Raw genomic sequence first — 21,132 nt, forward strand, 5'->3', positions numbered from 1 at the left:
GAAGATTTTCGGTCAAATATCCTTGGAAAATTTTAGTTTTGGCGAGCTCTAACACTAACCAAAACAACACCTGACCAATGGCGGATATCAAGGTCATCATCCCAGCGATCAACGAAGGAGATTCCATTGGTTTGGTGGTCTCGGAAATTCCCGACCATGTGTCCGAAATTGTGGTCGTGGACAACGGTTCCGAAGACGATACCGTAGCCAATGCAGAAAAAGCTGGCGCCACTGTAATCACGGAAAACCGCAAGGGCTATGGGTTTGCCTGTTTAAGAGGATTAAATTACATATCCGAACGATCTAAAACACCCGACATCATCGTATTTATCGACGGAGATTATTCAGATTATCCAGAGGAATTGGATAAGATTGTCGCCCCAATTTTGGAAAATGACATCGATTTTGTGGTGGGAGCGCGAAAAAAATCACTTCGCGAACCTGGTTCCATGACCCCACAGCAGGTTTTTGGGAACCAATTGGCCACATTTTTAATGAGATTGTTTTTTAGGTCAAAATTTACGGATCTGGGACCTTTTAGGGCGATAAAATATGAAAAGCTCAAAGAATTAAGAATGCAGGACACCACTTATGGCTGGACAGTGGAAATGCAATTGAAAATTTTGAGAAAAAAAATGTCATATATCGAAGTACCAGTGCGTTACAAACGAAGAATTGGGGTGTCAAAAGTATCAGGTACGGTAAAAGGTACTATATTTGCTGGCATAAAAATATTAGGTTGGATCTTTAAATACAGTTTAAAATAATGGGACTTGCTATCGCTTACATCATCATTGCTATTTATAGTACAGCCTTAATTTTGATATTCTTTTATAGTCTGGCTCAATTGAATCTACTGGTCAATTATCTGGGCTATAAAAAACGAAACGAGGAAGCTCCAAAATTCAACCTTCTCGACCCCAAAGAAATTCCATTCGTTACCATTCAGCTTCCCATTTACAACGAGGAATATGTGATGGAGCGTTTGTTGGAAAACATTGCCAAGATAGAATACCCAAAAAGTAAACTGGAAATCCAAGTGCTGGACGACTCAACGGACGATTCCGTAGTGGAAACTGCCAGAAGGATCGAGGAACTCCAAGAAACTGGATTGGACATTAAGCATATCCGTAGGGAAAACAGACAAGGCTATAAAGCAGGTGCCCTTAAAGAAGGACTGGAAATTGCCAAAGGTGATTTTATCGCCATTTTTGATGCCGATTTCCTTCCAGAAGCCGATTGGCTCAAAAAAACAGTTCCCTATTTCAAGGATGAGGAAATCGGTGTGGTACAGACCCGTTGGGTACACATCAACAGGGATTACTCCACTTTGACCCGTATACAGGCCTTTGCCTTGGATGCCCACTTTACCTTGGAACAAGTTGGAAGAAACTCCAAAGGACACTTTATCAACTTTAACGGTACCGCAGGTATCTGGAGAAAAGAATGCATCTTCGATGCGGGCAACTGGGAGGGCGACACCCTTACCGAAGACCTCGATTTGAGCTACCGTGCCCAATTGAAAAACTGGAAGTTCAAGTATTTGGAAGATGTGGAAACTCCCGCAGAGCTTCCCGTAGTAATCAGCGCCGCGCGTTCACAACAGTTCCGTTGGAACAAAGGTGGTGCGGAAAACTTCAGAAAAACGGTATTGAGCGTAATTACCGCCAAAAACATTCCGTTCAAAACTAAGTTCCACGGGGTAATGCACCTCTTGAACAGCTCTATGTTCCTTTGCGTGTTCACCGTGGCCTTGTTGAGCATTCCCATGCTTTATATCAAAAATACCTACGGCCATTTGGGATGGGTATTTGAAGTGACAAGCTTTTTCATTTTGAGTACCATTATCCTTTTTGTATGCTATTGGTTTACGTACAAAAGTATTCAGGGCAGTAGTTTCGACAATTTCGTGGATTACATCAAACTGTTCTTTACCTTTTTCTCAGTGGCATTGGGCTTTTCTTTGCACAATACCGTCGCAGTTTTGGAAGGACATTTGGGCAAGCGAAGTGAATTTGTAAGAACTCCAAAGTTCAACATCAACAGTATTAAGGATACCTGGAAAGGCAACAAATATTTAACCGATAAATTGTCGCCCAACATGATCTTGGAGTTTGCCTTGATGATTTATTTCCTCTTTGGAATGTACAGCGCCATACCGTTGAACGACTACGGATTGTTCCCGTTCCACTTAATGTTGTTCCTAGGTTTTGGATTTGTATTCTTTAAATCCTTAACTTCCAAGGCATAAACAAACACCATGCAATCTTATTGGCGACTGCACAGATACCCGATACTATTTGCTGTCGCTTGTATTCTGTTCTACTGGAGCTTTGCATACAACTTGGTCCGTACGGACTTCATTAAGTTGTTCATGCTCTATGGGGCACTTTTTTATCTTACTTCCAAAATTATCCAGTTCGAAAAATGGAACTTTAAGTTCCTATTGGTCGTTGGGATACTTTTTCGGTTGGTATTTTTGATTGCCGAGCCCAATCTTTCACAGGATTTCTATCGGTTTATTTGGGATGGAGAACTCATCAAAAACGGCATCAATCCGTATTTGTACACACCCGACCAAATTATGGAGCAGGGCACGGTATCATTCCCCAGCATGAAGGAACTGCACGAGGGAATGACCGACCTCAATGCGCGTCACTACAGCAACTATCCGCCAATCAACCAAGTCCTTTTTGCCATTGCATCAATTTTGGGTGGAGGTAGTGTTCTGGGTTCCACCATTGCCATGCGGTTGATGGTGATTCTTGCCGATTTAGGCGTGCTTTATTTTGGAAGAAAGCTTTTACAGCACCTGAACAAGGCCAACCATTTGGCATTTTGGTACTATTTGAATCCATTGATCATTATCGAACTTACGGGCAACCTGCATTTTGAGGGTGTAATGCTCTTTTTCTTTGTTTGGGCCCTGTATCTAATCTCAAAAAACAAGTGGTTATGGTCAACCCCGATATATGCCATTTCCATCATGGTAAAGTTAATGCCCCTGATGTTCCTGCCACTTTTTGTAAAATACTTCGGGCTAAAAAAGAGTGTTGTTTTTTACGCTTTGATACTGTTGGGGTGCGGGGCTTTGCTGTTTCCTTTTTATTCCTCCGTATTTATCGATAATTATTCGGATACCGTTGGGCTATGGTTCACCAATTTTGAGTTCAATGCCAGCACATACAATGTCGTTAAGAAGATTGCAGTCACTTATTATGAAGCCAAACCCTGGGAATTGATAGACTCCTATGGTTCAGTAATACAAAAAGTGGTGATCGTTATCATTTTGCTACTTGCTTTCCTACGGAAAAACCAAAAACTGGAAAGCGTCATCACATCCATGATGCTTGCATTGGCCTGCTATTATTTCCTCTCCAGCACCGTGCATCCTTGGTATGTAGTGTTTCTTTTGGGCATTGCCATGTTTACCGATTACAGGTTCCCATTCGTGTGGTCCTTCGCCGTAGTTCTGAGTTACTATGCATATTCCAATCCCGATTACAAAGAAAATCTTTGGTTATTGGCCATTGAATACATTTTGGTAATTGGGTTTTTTATTTATGAAATAATAGGAAGTAGGCCGAAAAAGTTATATTTCCTCAAAAAGTGACCTCAACTTTAGTACAATTCGAATTAATTTGTACTTTAGCTTCAGAATGAAAGGACACCAGTACATACCATTTACTTTGAGCATCACTGCTCCCATCAGTCCGTTTACTCCCCGTCGTCGTCGCCCGTAAGGGTGCATTATATCAATTGGAAATAGGTGAGTCCATTTCCGCAGAACGACCAAATCTATTTTTTTAATTTTTTACAGAACAATCGCTTGCAATGGAAATTATTGTTGCTAACGAATCACATTTTAAATACGCACAGATCATTAGCGATACCATTACCGAATCGGCCAAAGTCCGCGGTACAGGTATTGCCAGACGCACTCCTGAATATATTATAAAACGCCTCCAGAACGGAAACGCCATCATTGCTTTGGATGGCGATAAATTTGCGGGTTTCTGCTATATCGAGGTCTGGGGAAACAAGGATTTTGTGGCCAACTCTGGTTTGATCGTACATCCCGATTACAGAAACCAAGGACTTGCCAAAAAAATCAAAAAGGCAGTTTTTGATCTATCCAGAAAAAAATTCCCCGAAGCCAAAATATTTGGTATCACCACGGGACTTGCCGTAATGAAAATGAACTACGAACTGGGCTATAAACCTGTTACATTTTCCGAACTTACGGACGATCCCGAATTTTGGAAAGGTTGTCAGACCTGTAAGAACTTTGATATTCTTACACGCACAGAAAAAAAGATGTGTCTTTGCACGGGAATGCTGTACGACCCCAATTCAAAAAAACACGAGCCTGAAAAACTCAATAAAAAGGCGTTTCAAAGGCTGAAAAGCATTAAGGAACACCTTTTCCTAAAAAAGAAAGATAATTAATTGTCAGTTCGAGCTATCATCCTGAGCACAGTCGAACTATTGAAAATACATAAATGGATTCTTGCTTTGGCAGGAACGACAAAATAAAAGAAAAATGGAAAAATTAGTTTTAGCATATAGTGGTGGATTGGATACGTCATACTGTGCCAAATACCTATCACAGGAAGAAGGTTTTGAAGTGCATGCCGTAAGTGTGAACACGGGCGGTTTCAGCAAAACTGAAATCGAGGAAATCGAGGAAAAAGCGCTTGCCCTTGGCGCAACCAGCTACACCTCTATTGACGCCGTTGCAACATTTTATGAGAAAGTGGTGAAATATCTCATCTTCGGAAATGTACTCCGAAACAACACCTATCCCCTTTCCGTAAGCGCGGAACGAATCGTTCAGGCTATCGAGATTGTGAACCACGCCAAAAAAATTGGCGCCAAATACATTGCCCACGGAAGCACGGGAGCAGGAAACGATCAGGTTAGGTTCGATATGATCTTTCAAATCTTGGCCCCAGACATCAAGATCATCACACCGATAAGGGATAAAAAATTGGCAAGGGAGGAAGAAATCAACTACCTACAACAAAACGGTATCGATTACTCCTGGGAAAAAGCCAAATATTCCGTAAACCGAGGATTATGGGGCACGTCCGTGGGAGGCGATGAAACCTTGACTTCTCACCTTTCATTACCAGAAAGTGCGTACCCGAGCCAATTGCAAAAAGAACTATCCAAAGAGTTGAAGTTGACCTTTAAAAAGGGTGAATTGGTTGCATTGGACGGCGAGCAGGACACTCCTGTGGCCAACATCGAAAAATTGTCCGCCATTGCATCCAAATACGCCATTGGTAGAGATATCCACGTTGGAGATACGATTATCGGAATCAAAGGACGGGTCGGTTTTGAAGCCGCGGCTCCATTGATCATAATAAAAGCGCACCATTTGTTGGAAAAACACACCTTGAGCAAGTGGCAACAATATCAGAAAGAGCAAATGGGCAATTTTTATGGCATGCTATTGCACGAAGGCAACTATTTGGACGAGGTGATGCGAAACATCGAAGCCTTTTTGACCGACACCCAGAAACATGTATCGGGCGATGTTTTCGTCACGTTGCACCCCTACCGATTCGACTTGAACGGCATCACTTCACAACACGATTTGATGAACGCTTCCTTTGGAAGTTATGGCGAAATGAACAAAGGTTGGACCGCTGACGATGCCAAGGGCTTTATCAAAATTTTGTCGAACTCAGGAAAAATAGCCAACCACGTAAACCAAGATTCATGATCAAAGCAGGAATCATAGGAGGTTCGGGTTACACAGGTGGTGAATTGATCAGGATTCTGCTCAACCATCCGCAGGCCCTAATCGATTTTGTATACAGTACCACAAGAGCGGGAAAGCCCATCAGTTCCGCACATCAGGATTTGCTGGGACAAACAGAATTGAAATTCTCAGGGGAGATAAATCCAAAGGTCGATGTAGTCTTCCTTTGTTTGGGACATGGCAACTCGACTTCATTTTTGAACGAGAACCAATTTTCAGCATCAACAAAAATCATTGACCTCAGCAACGATTTTAGGTTACAAACGAATTCCAATTTTAATGGTCAACGATTTATTTATGGGCTTCCCGAACTGAACAAGTCTGCCATACAGACCGCTGAGGCCATTGCCAACCCAGGTTGTTTTGCCACCGCCATACAATTGGCCCTGTTGCCTTTGGCAAAAGCAGGTCTGTTAGGTGATGACGTCCATATCAACGCCGTTACGGGCAGCACTGGGGCAGGCGTTGGACTGTCCGACACCTCGCATTTTAGCTGGAGGAACAACAACGTTTCATGGTACAAACCTTTTACGCACCAGCATTTGGGAGAAATCGGTGAAAGTTTGAATTCCTTCGGAAATTCCGTGGGCAAATTGATGTTTTTACCGAATCGCGGCAACTTCACCCGTGGAATTTTGGCCACGGCGTACACCAAATACAACGGCAACTTGGAAGATGCGAAGAAGCTGTACAACGATTTTTACAAAGACGCTGCATTCACCCACATGTCGGATGAAGAACTGCATCTAAAACAAGTAGTGAACACCAACCAGTGTCACGTTCATTTGCATAAACACGATGATATTCTTTTGGTTACATCGGCCATTGATAATTTATTGAAAGGGGCATCGGGACAGGCAGTACAAAATATGAACCTAATGTTCGGTTTCCCCGAAACCGAAGGTCTGTTGTTGAAGGCAGGCGTATTTTAAAATTACGAGGTCGAGCTGTCACATCGAGCGGAGCCGAGATGCGAGACCACACGCAAAAATTTTGAAACATCTCTCGACTGCGCTCGAGATGACAAAAACTTAAGAAACCATGAAAGTAGCCATCATAGGAGCAGGAAATTTGGGATTGGCCATTGCCAAAGGCATTTTGCACAGCAACGGAGCCACCACCATGTACCTTACCAAACGGAACACCAAATCCATTCAGGAGTTTGAAAAATATGGAATCGTAACCGTTACTTCGGACAATAAAGAAGCGGTGAAAAATTCGGATATATTGATCTTCGCCGTTCAGCCAGGGCATTTTGCCCATATTTTGAACGAAATCAAAGATCTTCTTACCGAAAAGCACGTGATCATCAGTACCATTACGGGTTTTAAGATTCCTAGAATCGAGGAAATCATCGGGTCGGACAAGTTCATCATCCGAAGTATGCCCAACACGGCAATCTCCGTAGGCAAATCCATGACCTGCATTTGCTCCAACGAGCTCGGCAAGAAAAGAATCGACTTGGCCAAGGCCATTTTCAACCGAATGGGGCATACCATGGAAATTCCAGAAGACCAGATGCAAGCTGCTACCGTAATCTGTGCGAGCGGGATTGCTTTTTGGATGCGTTTGATACGTGCCACCACCCAAGGCGCCATTCAATTGGGGTTTGATGCAAAAGAAGCACAAGAGCTGGCCATGCATACCTGTAATGGTGCCGCAAGCCTGTTGATTGAGTCAGGAAGTCACCCAGAAGAAGAAATTGATCGCGTGACCACCCCAAAAGGATGCACCATTGAAGGTTTGAACGAAATGGAGCACCAAGGATTGAGCTCATCGTTGATCAGGGGAATTGTATCCTCGTATGAAAAAATCAGTCAAATCAGAAAAGGATAAAGCTATCAGGTCGAGCTGTCACATCGAGCGCAGTCGAGATGCGAGACCTTAAAAAATAAGTGTACCTCTCGACTGCGCTCGAGATGACAAATAAGAAATTATGAAACTATTCGACGTATACCCGCTATATAATGTCACTCCAGTAAAGGCAAAGGGCATTGAGGTCTGGGATGACAAAGGGGAAAAATATTTGGATTTTTATGGTGGTCATGCCGTAATCTCCATTGGCCATACACATCCGCACTACGTAAAACGAATCAAGGAACAATTGGACCAAATGGCCTTCTACAGCAATTCGGTACAAAACCCGTTGCAAGAAGCATTGGCACAAAAGCTTGGTGATTTGTCTGGTTGTGAAAACTATGACCTTTTTATGTGCAATTCGGGCGCCGAAGCCAACGAAAATGCACTGAAGATGGCCTCGTTCCACACAGGAAAATCAAAAGTGATCGCTTTTACCAATAGTTTTCACGGAAGAACCTCGGCAGCAGTTGCCGCAACGGACAACCCGAGCATCAATGCACCCATCAACAAACAACAAGAAGTCACTTTCTTGCCTTTAAACGATTTTGATGCCTTTGAAAAAGCCATTGAAAGTGATGAATACTGTACCGTGATTTTGGAAGCCATTCAAGGTGTCGGCGGTTTGGACGAGCCCACCACGGAATTCTTCCAATTGATCGCCAAAAAATGCAAGGAACATAATGTTGTGCTTATTGCCGATGAAGTACAATCGGGCTATGGCCGTAGCGGAAAGTTTTTTGCGTTTCAACATCATGGTATAGAACCCGACATCATTTCCATAGCCAAGGGCATGGGGAACGGTTTTCCAGTAGGTGGTATTTTGATTCACGAAAAGTTTAAACCATCATACGGACTCTTGGGCACCACCTTTGGTGGCAACCATTTGGCATGTGCCGCCAGTCTTGCAGTTTTAGAGGTTTTGGAAAGTGAAAACCTGATAGAAAATGCATCAGAACTTGGAGCCTATTTTAGGGAAAAAGCTGCTGAGATACCAGAAATCAAAAAAGTAAAGGGGAGAGGATTAATGATTGGATTGGAATTCGATTTTGAAGTTGCCGACCTACGCAAGAAAATGATTCTGGAACAACACATGTTCACGGGAAGTGCCAAAAACAAAAAGTTATTGCGGTTTTTACCTGCATTGAACATCACCAAAGAAGACATTGACCTATTTTTTGAAGCGCTGAAAAAAGCATTATAATGAAGCATTATTTATCCGTAAACGATATAGAATCCCTACCCGATTGGGTGGACGAAGCAATAACCCTAAAAAAAGACCCTTACCTATTTGAAGATTTGGGCAAACGGAAAACGATATGCCTGTTGTTTTTCAACAATAGCCTAAGGACCCGTTTGAGTACACAAAAAGCCGCCATGAACCTTGGTATGGAAGTAATGATCATGAATTTTGGCAACGAAGGTTGGGCACTGGAATATGGTGATGGCACCGTGATGGATCAGGGTACTTCGGAGCATATAAAAGAAGCTGCCCAAGTAGTTTCCCAATACGCCGACATTGTTGCGATACGGGCATTTGCAGGTTTGGTGGACAAAGAAAAGGACGAAGCCGAGGAGGTAATCAACGGATTTGCCAAGTACGCCACCATTCCAGTGGTAAATATGGAGAGTTCCGTAGGGCATCCGCTTCAGGCTTTGGCGGATGCCATTACTTTGAAGGAGAATGAAGTAAAAAAGAGACCGAAAGTAGTTTTGTCTTGGGCTCCGCACCCCAAAGCATTGCCACATGCGGTGGCCAACTCCTTTGTTCAGATGATGAAGATGCAAGATGCTGATTTTGTAATCACACATCCCGAAGGATATGAACTCAATGCGGAACTGACCGAAGGATGTCAAATTGAATACAATCAGGACAAGGCACTGGAAGATGCCGATTTCGTCTATGTAAAAAACTGGAGCAGCTATTCCGATTACGGGAAAGTATTGAACAAGGATAAAAACTGGACCATTACCAAAGAAAAATTGGGACATGCCAAGTTTATGCACTGCCTTCCCGTTCGAAGAAACATGATTGTGGAGGACGCTGTCTTGGATGGAGAACAATCATTGGTGGTGGAACAGGCCAAAAACAGGATCTATTCCGCACAGATTGTATTGAAAAAAATATTGCAGGAAAAATGAAACTCAAGGACAAGGTCTGCATAGTTACAGGAGCAACCAGTGGAATGGGAAAAGCCATTGCCGAATCCTTTTCTTCTGAAGGAGCTAAGCTAATACTTTCTGGTCGTAACCAAGAAAGCGGCAAAGCATTGGAAAACGGCCTTAACAATGCGCTCTTTGTTCCAGGTGATGTTACCGACCCGTCCTACAACAAAAAGTTGGTGCAAACCGCTATGGAAACCCATGGCAAGCTGGACATCCTATCATTGAATGCTGGCATTCTTGGATTGGGAAATGTCCAAGAGCTGTCCATTGATTCGTGGCGGAATACCATCGATACGAATTTGAGTTCCATCTTTTACCTTTGTAAATATGCACTTCCGCAGTTGCAGAAACAACCACAAGGCAATATTTTGATCAATGCATCGATTGCAGCCTTCAAGAGTTTTCCAAACCATCCCGCTTATTGTGCTTCCAAAGCAGCATCGGTAGCCCTGATGAAGCAAATGGCAGTTGACTATGCTCCAAAAGTCAGGGTGAACGCCATTTGTCCAGGCCCTGTGGACACCCCTTTGTTGTGGGAATCGGCCCAGGCTTTTGAGAATCCCGATATTGCTGTCGAAAATGCGAAAAGGACTACATTGTTAAAAAGGTTGGGGGCACCTGAAGATATTGCTAAACTTGTACTTTTCTTGGTTTCCGAAGATAGTTCTTGGATCACGGGAACCACAGTGACCATAGATGGAGGGATTATAAATACATAAAATGAAACAGAAATTATCCGTAGTAAAAATTGGCGGCAATCTTATTGAAGATGCCGCAGGATGCAAAAAGGTATTGGACCTGTTCTCCAAAATGGATGGCAACAAAATTTTGGTCCATGGCGGAGGCAAAAAAGCCACCGAACTGGCCAACCAAATGGGAGTGGAATCCAAAATGGTCAACGGCAGACGAATCACCAATGCTGAAACCCTCGATATTGCCCTAATGGTCTACGGAGGATTGTACAGTAAAAAAATAGTGGCCAAATTGCAATCGTTGGGTACCGATGCCATTGGTATGAGCGGTGCCGACGCCAATGCGATACGTGCCCATAAAAGACCCAAGAAAAATGTAGATTTCGGTTTTGTGGGCGATGTGGATACCGTGAACACCTACGGAATATTTAAATTGCTGCAAGCGGGATTTACACCGATATTTTGTGCCCTCACCCACGATGGTAACGGACAGATGCTGAATACCAATGCAGATACGATAGCCGCTGAAATTGCCATCGCCATGTCCGAACAATTTGAGACCACCCTCTATTATTGTTTCGAGAAAAAAGGGGTGCTTCAAGATATCGAGGACGAAAACTCGGTCATAAAGCACATCGACTCTCAAGGCTACGACGAGTTATTGGCCTATGGCATCATCGCTGATGGCATGTTGCCCAAAATGCACAATTGCTTTTACGCCCTTCGGAACAACGTATCCAAAGTTTGTGTAGGCAATACGAACATGTTGGAAGCCGACAATTCAGAATATACGACATTGACCTTATGAAAATAACCCAGGACATATTAACGGAAAAAGCCATTGAACTGCTTAAAAAACTCATCTGTACGCCTTCATTTTCAGGTGAAGAGGACATAACAGGTGATGCCATTGAGGAGTTTTTAAAGAGCTTTGGGGTTGATACCAAAAGACAACACAACAACATTTATGCTTTCAACAAATATTTTGATGAGAGCAAACCGACCCTGTTGCTCAACTCCCATCACGATACCGTAAAACCGAACAGCGCCTATACCAAAGACCCGTTTGATGCACATATCGAAGACGGCAAACTATACGGTCTTGGAAGTAATGATGCGGGCGGATGTCTTGTGTCGCTTTTGGCCACTTTTGTTCATTTTTATGATAAAGAAGGGCTAAGTCACAACATTATTATGGCCGCTACTGGTGAAGAGGAGGATGCGGGAGAGAAAAGCATTAGGGCCCTGCTTCCTATTTTACCACAAATTGATGTAGCCATTGTAGGCGAACCCACATTGATGGACTTGGCCATCGCAGAAAAGGGTTTGGTGGTTTTTGATGCCGTTGTGGAGGGAACCCCATCGCATGCAGCCCACCCCAACGATGACAACTGTATTTATAACGCCATTGAAACGTTACAATGGTTCAAAGACTACTCTTTTGAAAAGGTTTCCGAAGCCTTGGGCGAGGTAAAATTGACCGTCACCCAAATTAATGCGGGAAAGCAGCATAATGTTGTGCCTGCACAAGTGGACCTGGTAGTGGATGTGCGTGTAAACGATTGTTACAGTAATCAGGAAATTGCGGATATCCTTCAAAAAGAAGCACCTTGCAAAATGACCCCACGCTCCTTACGCTTGAACTCATCTTGCATTGATCCTGATCACGACTTGGTGAAAAGTGGATTGGCACTGGGCAGAAAAACCTATGGTTCGCCCACCTTATCCGATCAGGCTGCTTTGACCTGTCAATCCGTAAAATTGGGGCCTGGGGACAGTACACGATCGCATTCGGCCAACGAATTTATCTTCGTGAGGGAAATTGAAGAAGGAATAGATATTTACATTAAGACCCTTACAGGATTTTTGCAATAAACAAAATACAATGGGACCCTGAGCGTAGTCGAAGGGCAATTATATCAAAATCATGAGATTCCCATTTTCATGGGAATGACAAAACGAAAATTATGAAACTCTGGGACAAAGGATTCAGTACCGATAAAAAAATAGACCACTTTACCGTAGGCAACGACCGCGAACTGGATTTGGTATTGGCCAAATATGACGTCATCGCTTCCAAAGCCCACGCCAAAATGTTGGGCAAAGTCGGGCTGATTTCCGAAGAAGAGGCCAAGGAACTGGTAAAAGCATTGGATACCATTGCCAAGGACATTGAAAAAGGAAAGTTTACCATCGAAGATGATTTTGAGGACATGCACTCGAAGATAGAGTTTATACTCACCGAAAAATTGGGCGATACTGGTAAAAAAATCCATTCGGCCCGATCCAGGAACGATCAGGTTTTGGTGGCCATGCAGTTGTTCCTCAAAGATGAATTGACAGAGATCAAAGATCAAGTAAAAGAACTATTTGACCTGTTGATGAAATTAGCGGACAAACACAAAAATATCTTGCTGCCAGGCTACACCCACCTTCAGATTGCTATGCCATCCTCGTTCGGACTATGGTTTTCTGCCTATGCCGAAAGTTTGATAGACGATCTGTACTTTGTACAAGCAGCCCATAAAGTTGCCGACCAAAATCCACTGGGCAGTGCCGCAGGCTACGGAAGCTCCTTCCCTATTGACAGAAGTTTCACGACTGCCGAAATGGAGTTTTCAACCTTGAAATATAATGTAGTGGCCGCCCAAATGGGACGTGGAAAAGTGGAGAAGGCAACCGCTTTTGGAATTTCGAGCGTTGCCGCCACCCTATCAAAAATGGCGATGGACATTTGTCTGTACATGAGCCAAAATTTTGATTTTATCTCCTTCCCGAACGAGTTGACCACTGGAAGCAGCATTATGCCGCACAAGAAAAATCCAGATGTGTTCGAATTGATCAGAGCCAAGTGCAATAAAATTCAAGCGGTGCCCAACCAATTGATCATGATCATGAACAATTTGCCCAGCGGGTACCACCGTGACCTTCAATTGGTAAAAGAAGTCATAGTCCCTGCTTTGCAGGACATGCACGCCTGTTTGGAGATGATGACCTTCAGCCTAAAAGAAATCAAAGTGAACAAGTCCATTTTGGAAGACCCGAAATACGATTATCTCTTCAGTGTGGATACCTTGAACGAGTTGGTTAAAAGCGGAATGCCTTTTCGTGATGCCTACAAAACCATGGGCAAGGCCATAGAAAATGGCAATTTTAAACCGAAACGCGATATAGAGCATAGCCACGAAGGGAGTTTGGGCAATCTGTGCTTGGAGCAGATAAAAGAGAAAATGGAGAAATCCTTAAATTCCTAAAAATACTACTGCTTATCAAGTGTTGATTTCTGGTTTATCAATCCAAATGGGGCGTTGACCAATTGAGGCTGGAATTTAAACCCGAAAAATACTAACTTCACTCCTGTCTGCCGACAGGCAGGTATTGGTCGATATAATTCATTAAAACGAATCATATCTTTAAGGTTGGTGGCAATTAAACGGAATATATGAAAGCATTTGTAATAATGCCCTTTGATGAGGCATTTGATGACATCTATCAAATTGGTATTAAAGAAACTGCTAAAGACCTGGAAGTTAAAGCCTATAGGCTAGATGAGGAATTATTTGAGGAAGGAATGCTTGATAAAATTTATTCTGAAATTGAAAACGCTGATTTTATAATAGCTGATTTATCCGATAAAAATCCAAATGTGTTTTATGAACTTGGATATGCACATGCAATCGACAAATTATGTATCCTCACAACGACTTCAGCAGAAAACATACCATTCGATTTAAAGCATAAGCGCCATATTGTTTACGGCAATAAGATTTCTTACTTAAAAGAACAGCTTTCCGAAAATATTAATTGGGCTAAACAAGAAATTGCTAATCGAAAAAACAATCCATTTGAAATTGAACTGAAAACGAATGGGATTCTGGAAACGACAGAAGAGTTTGCGAATGCGAATATTGATTTCACCCTTGATATTGAAAATAAATCAAATAGGGTATCACCTGAAATTCAAGCTGTATACATCCACTCATCAAAACAATGGAACATCAAACAGAGGGGAAACAAGATTCCAAATAGAAAATCTGATCTAAAACCTTACAACTATAAATATCATCTCAATTTAGATATTACAAAAATCCCTAAAAAAGGGTGGACTCAAATCGAATTCAACACCTCAAGGATTCTAGCTTACGCATATGACGGAGAAGAGATAAGAGATAACTATACAATACAAGGCAATTTATTCTTAGAAATAGCTACAGAAAAAGGAAGCTTCAATTTCAAAATTCCACTGTCCGTTTACATAGATACATTACCTTTTTAAAAATGAACAACTACCACCAACAAAAGCTATAGCACATTAAAAAGTGCCATAGCCCAACCGATAAGTGCCGTTACAAAAACTCCCTTTTTTTAATTTTTGGGTTCCCTGCAAAAAGTCATACAGGCTTTTTCCCAAAATTGTATCTTGAGCCATCAACTATAATGGTTTATTTATGCAACTTCGAACTGTAACCTTTGTATTCACTTTTATTTTTGCTTGCCTTACTGGAAATGCCCAAGACCTATATGCCAAAAATGAATCGGTAGATGTCCAAAACTATGTTTTTGGTCTTCATTTAAACGATGCCACCAACGAAATCAAAGGGGAGACCGAAGTAACGGTCCGTTTTAAGGAGGGCATGGTTCCATTTGCTTTGGACCTCATCCAAAAATCGGGAGAATTTGGCATGGAAGTGACCCGTGTGTTGGAAAATGGCTCCAAGGCAAACTACACCTATACCAATAACAAAATCAACATCGTTCCTAAAAATTCGAACGATTCCGTACAGACGTTCACCATCAAATACCAGGGTGTTCCTGAAAGAGGTTTGGTCATAGATACCACCAAATTTGGAAAGCGCTCTTTTTTTGGAGACAATTGGCCCAACTTGGCTAGGCATTGGCTGCCGTCTGTAGACCATCCGTACGATAAGGCAAGCGTGGAATTCCGAATCACTGCCCCAGAACAATACGATGTGGTGGCAACGGGCAAGAAAATCGAAGAAAGCAATCTGGAAAACGGTTACAAACTAACCATTTACGAAGAACCTGCTCCTGTGGCCACCAAAGTAATGACCATTGGCGTTACAGAGTTTGCTTCGCGAGTAGTGGATTATGTGGATGGTATCGAAGTTTCGGCCTGGGTATATCCGCAAAACCGATTGGAGGGTTTTGGAGATTATACCGTAGCGGGCGATGTACTCGAATATTTTATAAATCATATCGGACCCTATTCATACGCCAAACTGGCCAACATGCAGGCCAAGACCCAATGGGGCGGGCTGGAAAATGCTGGTACCATTGCGTATTTTGAAAATTCTGTAACGGGCAACAAAACAGTTGAGCCCCTTATTGCCCATGAAATTGCCCACCAGTGGTTCGGTAATTCAGCCACGGAGAAAAGCTGGAACCACGTTTGGTTGAGCGAGGGGTTTGCCACGTATTTCTGCATTCTGTATTTGGAAAGCGAATATGGCGATGAGCGCAGAAAAGAGGAGTTGGCCATCGATAAGCAGCAAATCTTTGAGTATTACCGAAAAAACCCCGCTCCCATTGTCGACCTCACCATTAAAGACCCCATGAAGGTCTTGAGCACCAACACCTACCAAAAAGGGGGATGGGTACTGAACATGTTACGGCACAAATTGGGCGATGGCGTATTCTGGGAAGGCATCCGAAATTACTACGCGAAATACCAAAACAGCAATGTGCTGACGGATGATTTTAGGCACGTAATGGAAGAGGCATCGGGAGAGGATTTGGCGTCCTTTTTTGAGCAATGGTTGTTTGTGAAGGGGCATCCACAAATCAAATGGAACTGGAATTACAGCAATGGGAACATCAATCTCAACATACAACAACTGCAAGACCATCATGTATTTGGGTTTCCTTTGGAAATAGGTGTGGTAAAAGATGGAAAACTGACCATAAAAACCATTGTGTTGGACCAGCGCAACCAAAACATCCAATTGGAAAGCAAAGACCGACCCGATTCCATTGTTTTAGATCCAAATGAGTGGACGTTGTTTGAGGATATGGGAAAATAATAGTATCCGTAAATTCAAATGGCCCATTCGTTAATTACCGGTAGAGTTCTATCCTGAAAAAAGATATCTTGACTCCTGCTAAAAATTATGTTTAGCAACTTGTTAGCATCAAGCTGATACCAAAAGGAAGAAACATGACCACGATCAGGACAACGACCATAATAGAAACAAAGAACTTAAAGCTCATCGCCTGTAATGGTGACATTTTGAAAGCTGCGATTGAAGGAAATGAAATCATTGCCCAAAAGTTGGGGGTTAGCATTCAAGATAATTGGACGGAGTTTGGTGTTGCTGCACTACAATATTCGCTTGACAGGCTTACAGAAAGTGAAGACGAAAAAGATTGGTGGACCTATTTCCCTATTCACAAGCAGGACAACAAATTGATAGGAAGCGGCGGTTACAAAGGAAAACCAACGGCGGATGGCACTGTTGAACTCGGATACGAGATTGCTCCGGCCTACCGCAATCGTGGACTTGCCACTGAAATGACAAACGGTCTTGTTGAAAATGCTTTTAGGGACAGTAGCGTGAAAAAAGTGATTGCCCACACCCTAGGACATGAGAACCCTTCAACCAGAGTATTGATGAAATGTGGCTTTGAAAAGGTTGAAGAAATCAACGACCTGGAAGAGGGGCTTATCTGGAAATGGGAACTACAAAAGCGGAAGCGTGGGAACTATTAATCGTAAAACAATATTTCTGCTGATTGGGCAAAAAGGCAGTGGAAAGTCTTTTATTGGAACCCTGTTCGACAAGGAGTTTGGGATAACATTCATTCGAGTGGAGGATTGGGCCAAGAAAATCATCAAAAATAGAGATGTTGATGATAAAGCATATCTAGAACAAGTTTTTGGGAGCATTGAAAAGGGAATCCGAAGTAGCTTAGCCCATAAAGACAAACTTGTATTCGAGTCCACAGGTCTGACCGAATATTTTGATGAAATGCTTGGACGTTTAAAAAGTGATTTTCGGGTGATCACCATAGGTGTCTTTGCAAACGGCACGACCTGTTTGGAGCGGGTAAAATCCAGAGACCAAGAAATACATATCAATATTTCTGATGACCAAGTTTTAAATATCAATAAGAAAGTACGGGAAAGAAATTTTGATACAGATTTTGCGATAGTCAATGAAAACAAATCCAAGAAGGAACTTATAAAAGAAATCGGTGGACTTATTGAACAAATCATTAAATGACCTCAGAGCTTTTGGATTTTATCTGTTAACTTAACTATCGTTCGATATAGTTGTATGTGCTATTCCAAATAAAACCCAAAACCTCGATAAAATTTTTTGTTCTTTCACTGTAACAATTCACTGCCCTCCATCATCTTTAAAAGAAAAACACAGCCATGTACCGATTAATCTTTCTTATCGTTCTAGTTTCCACTTTTTCTTTTGGTCAAACCCAATTAAAACCACCATCCGAATTTTATCCAGCCCAAAAGACCAAGGTACTTGTCGTAGGCACCTTTCATTTTAATTTTCCTGGTTTGGACGAGGTGAAAACAGCCGATGAGAATAAAATCGACGTTTTAAAGGAACCCAAAAAGTCGGAACTGGAAGAACTTGTGGCCTACATCAAAAAATTTAAGCCCACAAAAATTGCCATTGAGGCCATGCCCTCCTGGAACACCATGCAAAAAATTGACGAATACAAAAATGGCCAACACCGGTCCAACAGGGACGAACGCTATCAATTGGGCATGCGCATAGCTACTGATTTAGGTTTGGACTCCGTATATGGCATCGATGCCACAGACCTACGCAATGATCTTTACAGAAAGGATTCCGTTTACTTAAGAGAGCTGCTGGAAAAAGTGAATTGGGAAATTGAAGACCCCTTTTGGGCATATGCCGAGGAATATTTTGACTATCGGGACAAAAAAATGAAGGATGTTCATCTGTTGGATTTCATCAAGGCCATGAATACCCGTGAAGGACATAATTTTAATTTTGGACTTTATCTTACAGGCTCCATTGCCACAGGCGACGGCCAAGGTGCCGACCATTTGTCCATTTGGTGGTATAACCGAAACGTGCGGATCTTTTCTAACCTCATCAATATTACCAAAAGTCCAGAAGAACGTATTTTGGTCATCTTTGGCAACGGACACGCGGCCATTTTACGTCAACTATTGGAAGCATCACCACAATATGAATTTGTAGAATTCAGCAGTTTGGAGGATTAAAACGAATTCTATCTCATTGCTAAATAACCAAGTGAATTTCAGGAAGACGGTTTTGGTCTATTGTTAAAAAACAAAGTAAATCATTACATTTACCGCACTAAACAAACAATGATCAACCGTACTATTTCAACCCCCGCCTGCATGGCCATTGCCATGTTATTTGGTGCTTTTTCCTTTGCCCAAAAGAAAAACGCCGATTACAAAATTCACCTTTTCAAGACCGATGAAACCTTCACCATTGATGGTATTGGCAACGAGGAAACATGGCAAAAAGCAGAACCGGCAAAAGATTTTTTCATGGTATTGCCTATGGACGACCGCAAGGCCACTCAGCCATCCGAAGTAAAAATGGCATACGACGATAAACAACTCTATCTGCTGGCCACCTTTTTTAAGACTCCCGGTAATACCTATGTGGTAGAATCGCTCCGCAGGGACTTTTCTTTTGGGGGCAACGATAATTTTTTGTTGTTCATGGACCCATTCAACAACCAGACCACAGGATTTAGTTTTGGCGCAAATGCCTATGGCGCTCAATGGGACGGTACCATGTCCAACGGTGGCAGTATTGACCTGAATTGGGACAGCAAATGGGTTTCAGAAATTCAAAATCATGAGGATAAGTGGGTCGTGGAAATGGCCATTCCCTTTAAATCCATCCGTTATGAAAAAGACGTGACCGAATGGGGCGTGAACTTTTCCAGACTGGATTTGAGCACCAACGAAAAATCGAGCTGGACACCCATTCCTCGACAATTCCCAACTGCTTCTTTGGCCTATACGGGCACGATGGTCTGGGACAATCCGCCACCAAAGCAAGGGCTCAATTACTCCATAATCCCCTACGTGCTGGGAACAGTGGGCAATTCTAGCATCGAGGATATTACGTACGATAATGAATTTAAGGTAGGTGGGGATGTAAAACTTGGTCTCACTTCTTCACTTAATTTGGACTTGACCATAAATCCAGATTTTTCGCAGGTGGAAGCCGACCGTCAAGTGGCCAATTTGACCCGTTTTGAACTATTTTTTCCTGAAAGACGCCAGTTTTTCCTTGAAAATGCAGACCTCTTTGCCAGTTTTGGGTATGACAACATCCGTCCATTTTTTTCACGAAGAATTGGATTGGGCGTGCCCATTATTGCAGGTGCCCGTGTGAGCGGAAACCTCAACCGCAACCTCCGTTTGGGCATGATGGACATGCAGACCGACAAGGTCGATGAAACGGGGTTGCCCGGTCAAAACTTTGCGGTACTCTCCCTGCAACAAAAGGTATTCTCCCGCTCCAATATTGGTTTGATGTTCGTGAACAAAGAGTCTTTGGATTATAATTCTTTGGCGGATAGTCTTCAAACACAATTCACCAAATTCAATAGGAACCTTGGACTGGAATACAACTTGGCCTCTGCCGACAACCAATATAATGGTAAGGTATTTATGCTGAAATCGTTTGGCCCAGATTCTACCTATAACGGTTTTGCCCAAGGTGCCCATTTGGAATACAGTAGTCGTAAATGGAACTGGCGCGTGCAGCAGGAGTATATCTCCAAGAACTTCACTTCGGAAGTAGGTTTTGTGCCCCGGAACAATTACATTAAATTGGAAGGTTCCGTAGGGCATCTATTTTTGCCCAACAGCGAAAAGGTGGTGAGCCATGGTCCCCAGTACACGGGCTTCTATTATTTTGACCCAAGTATGAACTCCACTGACTACGTGTCCATTTTAGGGTATACGGTAAATTTTATGGACCGCAGCTCGTTGGGAGTGGATGTTTTTAATGAATATGTGCAGCTTTTGGCCCCGTTTGACCCCACTAACACAGGAAAAGAGGAATTGGCCGCAGGAACCCGCCACCATTGGAACGGGGTTTATCTTGAATACAGTTCACGTCCCAAAAGTTTGTTCACCTATAATCTCACTACCCGATTGGGCCGCTATTTTTCGGGGGGATACCGAACCAACCTGAATGCGGAACTCGGGTATCGTTTTCAGCCCTACGTGAGTTTGGGTGCTGTCCTCAGTTATAATAATCTTGATCTGCCCGAACCATGGTACACCACGGATTTTTGGCTTGTGGGCACTGAAGCAGATATAACTTTTACCAATAAATTGTTTTGGAACACCCTGTTCCAATACAACGAGCAGGTCAATAATTTTGGCATCAATTCCAGACTCCAATGGCGCTACGCCCCTGCTTCGGATTTATTTCTGGTCTTCAACAATAATGAACAATTGTCGCCACTGGAAGGTAATCTATGGTCACTGACGCTCAAGTTTACCTATTGGTTTAATCGGTGATTATTTAAATTTCAGACAATCCTTCTGAATCCGTCAACCCAAACGGGGCATCCGTCAATTGGCGCTGGTCACATCGGTCCGTTTTCCTCATCTTTATTTTTTCACATGCCATT

Annotated in this window: 19 protein-coding genes; all 19 read left to right on the plus strand. The window is 42.7% G+C overall.

What is annotated here, in order from left to right; all coding sequences use genetic code 11:
- The first annotated feature begins 77 nt into the window (after positions 1-77).
- Entirely contained in the window at positions 78-767 is a 690-nt protein-coding gene (locus tag SD449_RS10430; RefSeq protein WP_220113360.1) for a glycosyltransferase family 2 protein, read from the plus strand.
- The gene (locus SD449_RS10435) at positions 767-2,251 is read left to right on the plus strand and encodes a cellulose synthase family protein (protein WP_318310482.1); all 1,485 of its coding nucleotides are present in this window, start codon (positions 767-769) and stop codon (positions 2,249-2,251) included. The genes SD449_RS10430 and SD449_RS10435 overlap by 1 nt, the downstream gene beginning before the upstream one ends.
- A 9-nt stretch (positions 2,252-2,260) precedes the next feature.
- On the plus strand, positions 2,261-3,613 hold the full coding sequence (locus SD449_RS10440) for a glycosyltransferase 87 family protein (RefSeq protein ID WP_318310483.1): 1,353 nt from the start codon (positions 2,261-2,263) through the stop codon (positions 3,611-3,613).
- Positions 3,614-3,834: 221 nt separating this feature from the next.
- Positions 3,835-4,449, plus strand: a complete 615-nt coding sequence (locus SD449_RS10445; protein ID WP_318310484.1) for a GNAT family N-acetyltransferase — start codon at positions 3,835-3,837, stop codon at positions 4,447-4,449.
- Positions 4,450-4,543: 94 nt separating this feature from the next.
- Complete coding sequence (gene argG, locus SD449_RS10450; RefSeq protein WP_318310485.1) at positions 4,544-5,731, plus strand: argininosuccinate synthase; 1,188 nt, start codon at positions 4,544-4,546, stop codon at positions 5,729-5,731.
- On the plus strand, positions 5,728-6,702 hold the full coding sequence (gene argC / locus SD449_RS10455) for an N-acetyl-gamma-glutamyl-phosphate reductase (protein WP_318310486.1): 975 nt from the start codon (positions 5,728-5,730) through the stop codon (positions 6,700-6,702). Before argG ends, argC begins: the two co-directional genes overlap by 4 nt.
- A gap of 109 nt (positions 6,703-6,811) precedes the next feature.
- Positions 6,812-7,606 (plus strand): pyrroline-5-carboxylate reductase, encoded by a 795-nt coding sequence (gene proC, locus SD449_RS10460; RefSeq protein WP_318310487.1) that lies wholly within the window; start codon positions 6,812-6,814, stop codon positions 7,604-7,606.
- 100 nt (positions 7,607-7,706) lie between these two features.
- Positions 7,707-8,831 carry an aspartate aminotransferase family protein gene (locus tag SD449_RS10465; protein ID WP_207035259.1) on the plus strand — a complete coding sequence of 375 codons (1,125 nt, stop codon included), beginning with the start codon at positions 7,707-7,709 and terminating at the stop codon, positions 8,829-8,831.
- On the plus strand, positions 8,831-9,769 hold the full coding sequence (locus SD449_RS10470) for a Rossmann-fold NAD(P)-binding domain-containing protein (RefSeq protein WP_318310488.1): 939 nt from the start codon (positions 8,831-8,833) through the stop codon (positions 9,767-9,769). Before SD449_RS10465 ends, SD449_RS10470 begins: the two co-directional genes overlap by 1 nt.
- Positions 9,766-10,512 carry an SDR family NAD(P)-dependent oxidoreductase gene (locus SD449_RS10475; protein WP_318310489.1) on the plus strand — a complete coding sequence of 249 codons (747 nt, stop codon included), beginning with the start codon at positions 9,766-9,768 and terminating at the stop codon, positions 10,510-10,512. The genes SD449_RS10470 and SD449_RS10475 overlap by 4 nt, the downstream gene beginning before the upstream one ends.
- Before the next feature lies 1 nt (position 10,513).
- Positions 10,514-11,293, plus strand: a complete 780-nt coding sequence (gene argB / locus SD449_RS10480) for an acetylglutamate kinase (RefSeq protein ID WP_225605441.1) — start codon at positions 10,514-10,516, stop codon at positions 11,291-11,293.
- A complete protein-coding gene (locus SD449_RS10485; protein WP_318310490.1) occupies positions 11,290-12,360 on the plus strand; it encodes a M20 family metallo-hydrolase in 1,071 nt (356 codons plus the stop codon). Before argB ends, SD449_RS10485 begins: the two co-directional genes overlap by 4 nt.
- A gap of 92 nt (positions 12,361-12,452) precedes the next feature.
- A complete protein-coding gene (gene argH, locus SD449_RS10490) occupies positions 12,453-13,739 on the plus strand; it encodes an argininosuccinate lyase (protein WP_318310492.1) in 1,287 nt (428 codons plus the stop codon).
- 188 nt (positions 13,740-13,927) lie between these two features.
- Positions 13,928-14,761 carry a hypothetical protein gene (locus tag SD449_RS10495; RefSeq protein WP_318310494.1) on the plus strand — a complete coding sequence of 278 codons (834 nt, stop codon included), beginning with the start codon at positions 13,928-13,930 and terminating at the stop codon, positions 14,759-14,761.
- 172 nt (positions 14,762-14,933) lie between these two features.
- A complete protein-coding gene (locus SD449_RS10500) occupies positions 14,934-16,526 on the plus strand; it encodes a M1 family metallopeptidase (protein WP_318310496.1) in 1,593 nt (530 codons plus the stop codon).
- A gap of 134 nt (positions 16,527-16,660) precedes the next feature.
- Positions 16,661-17,212 (plus strand): GNAT family N-acetyltransferase, encoded by a 552-nt coding sequence (locus tag SD449_RS10505; RefSeq protein ID WP_318310498.1) that lies wholly within the window; start codon positions 16,661-16,663, stop codon positions 17,210-17,212.
- The gene (locus SD449_RS10510; protein ID WP_318310500.1) at positions 17,199-17,726 is read left to right on the plus strand and encodes a nucleoside/nucleotide kinase family protein; all 528 of its coding nucleotides are present in this window, start codon (positions 17,199-17,201) and stop codon (positions 17,724-17,726) included. The genes SD449_RS10505 and SD449_RS10510 overlap by 14 nt, the downstream gene beginning before the upstream one ends.
- Before the next feature lie 155 nt (positions 17,727-17,881).
- Complete coding sequence (locus SD449_RS10515) at positions 17,882-18,721, plus strand: DUF5694 domain-containing protein (protein WP_318310503.1); 840 nt, start codon at positions 17,882-17,884, stop codon at positions 18,719-18,721.
- Positions 18,722-18,829: 108 nt separating this feature from the next.
- Entirely contained in the window at positions 18,830-21,019 is a 2,190-nt protein-coding gene (locus SD449_RS10520) for a DUF5916 domain-containing protein (RefSeq protein ID WP_318310505.1), read from the plus strand.
- The last annotated feature ends 113 nt before the right edge of the window (positions 21,020-21,132 follow it).

The organism is Flagellimonas crocea (assembly GCF_033441595.1).
GTDB classification, from domain to species: domain Bacteria; phylum Bacteroidota; class Bacteroidia; order Flavobacteriales; family Flavobacteriaceae; genus Flagellimonas; species Flagellimonas crocea.

Excerpts from the sequence above, each read along its gene's own strand:
- SD449_RS10520 (WP_318310505.1), top strand. The coding sequence starts at position 18,830 with ATGATCAACCGTACTATTTCAACCCCCGCCTGCATGGCCATTGCCATG.
- SD449_RS10440 (WP_318310483.1), top strand. The coding sequence starts at position 2,261 with ATGCAATCTTATTGGCGACTGCACAGATACCCGATACTATTTGCTGTC.
- SD449_RS10485 (WP_318310490.1), top strand. The coding sequence starts at position 11,290 with ATGAAAATAACCCAGGACATATTAACGGAAAAAGCCATTGAACTGCTT.
- argC (WP_318310486.1), top strand. The coding sequence starts at position 5,728 with ATGATCAAAGCAGGAATCATAGGAGGTTCGGGTTACACAGGTGGTGAA.
- SD449_RS10435 (WP_318310482.1), top strand. The coding sequence starts at position 767 with ATGGGACTTGCTATCGCTTACATCATCATTGCTATTTATAGTACAGCC.
- argH (WP_318310492.1), top strand. The coding sequence starts at position 12,453 with ATGAAACTCTGGGACAAAGGATTCAGTACCGATAAAAAAATAGACCAC.
- SD449_RS10470 (WP_318310488.1), top strand. The coding sequence starts at position 8,831 with ATGAAGCATTATTTATCCGTAAACGATATAGAATCCCTACCCGATTGG.
- SD449_RS10445 (WP_318310484.1), top strand. The coding sequence starts at position 3,835 with ATGGAAATTATTGTTGCTAACGAATCACATTTTAAATACGCACAGATC.
- argB (WP_225605441.1), top strand. The coding sequence starts at position 10,514 with ATGAAACAGAAATTATCCGTAGTAAAAATTGGCGGCAATCTTATTGAA.
- SD449_RS10515 (WP_318310503.1), top strand. The coding sequence starts at position 17,882 with ATGTACCGATTAATCTTTCTTATCGTTCTAGTTTCCACTTTTTCTTTT.
- SD449_RS10430 (WP_220113360.1), top strand. The coding sequence starts at position 78 with ATGGCGGATATCAAGGTCATCATCCCAGCGATCAACGAAGGAGATTCC.
- proC (WP_318310487.1), top strand. The coding sequence starts at position 6,812 with ATGAAAGTAGCCATCATAGGAGCAGGAAATTTGGGATTGGCCATTGCC.
- argG (WP_318310485.1), top strand. The coding sequence starts at position 4,544 with ATGGAAAAATTAGTTTTAGCATATAGTGGTGGATTGGATACGTCATAC.
- SD449_RS10475 (WP_318310489.1), top strand. The coding sequence starts at position 9,766 with ATGAAACTCAAGGACAAGGTCTGCATAGTTACAGGAGCAACCAGTGGA.
- SD449_RS10500 (WP_318310496.1), top strand. The coding sequence starts at position 14,934 with ATGCAACTTCGAACTGTAACCTTTGTATTCACTTTTATTTTTGCTTGC.
- SD449_RS10495 (WP_318310494.1), top strand. The coding sequence starts at position 13,928 with ATGAAAGCATTTGTAATAATGCCCTTTGATGAGGCATTTGATGACATC.
- SD449_RS10465 (WP_207035259.1), top strand. The coding sequence starts at position 7,707 with ATGAAACTATTCGACGTATACCCGCTATATAATGTCACTCCAGTAAAG.
- SD449_RS10505 (WP_318310498.1), top strand. The coding sequence starts at position 16,661 with ATGACCACGATCAGGACAACGACCATAATAGAAACAAAGAACTTAAAG.